The organism is Ferrovum myxofaciens (genome assembly GCF_000735045.1).
Taxonomy (GTDB): Bacteria; Pseudomonadota; Gammaproteobacteria; order Burkholderiales; family Ferrovaceae; genus Ferrovum; species Ferrovum myxofaciens.
The window spans coordinates 1-253 of sequence record NZ_JPOQ01000625.1 but is presented as its reverse complement, the minus strand read 5'-3'; the positions used below and the strand labels follow the sequence as shown (position 1 = coordinate 253).

The 253-nt window shown below is 58.5% G+C and carries 1 protein-coding gene; it reads left to right on the top strand.

Annotated elements, in window-relative coordinates:
* The coding region (locus IV91_RS0115415; RefSeq protein WP_031599654.1) for a transposase at positions 1-253 on the top strand (253 nt) is incomplete at both ends.

Here is a 253-nt window from a genome sequence, read left to right as displayed (position 1 = left end):
GCGCGGTGCCGGAGGCAAGGTGCTGGTCGCCATCGCCGTGGAGTTGCTTTCCCCCAAGGGTTTCGGGCGTTGCCGGTTGCAAATCATCCCCAACGCCGAAACCGAAGCGCTCAAGACGTTTATTCAAAAGCATATCAAACCGGGCTCGACCATCTACACCGACGGGCTGACATCCTACCCAGGCGCAACCAAAGACGAATACCTCCACCATGGAACGTCCGTCAAAGGCTCCGGCAAAGATGCCAACGAGGTC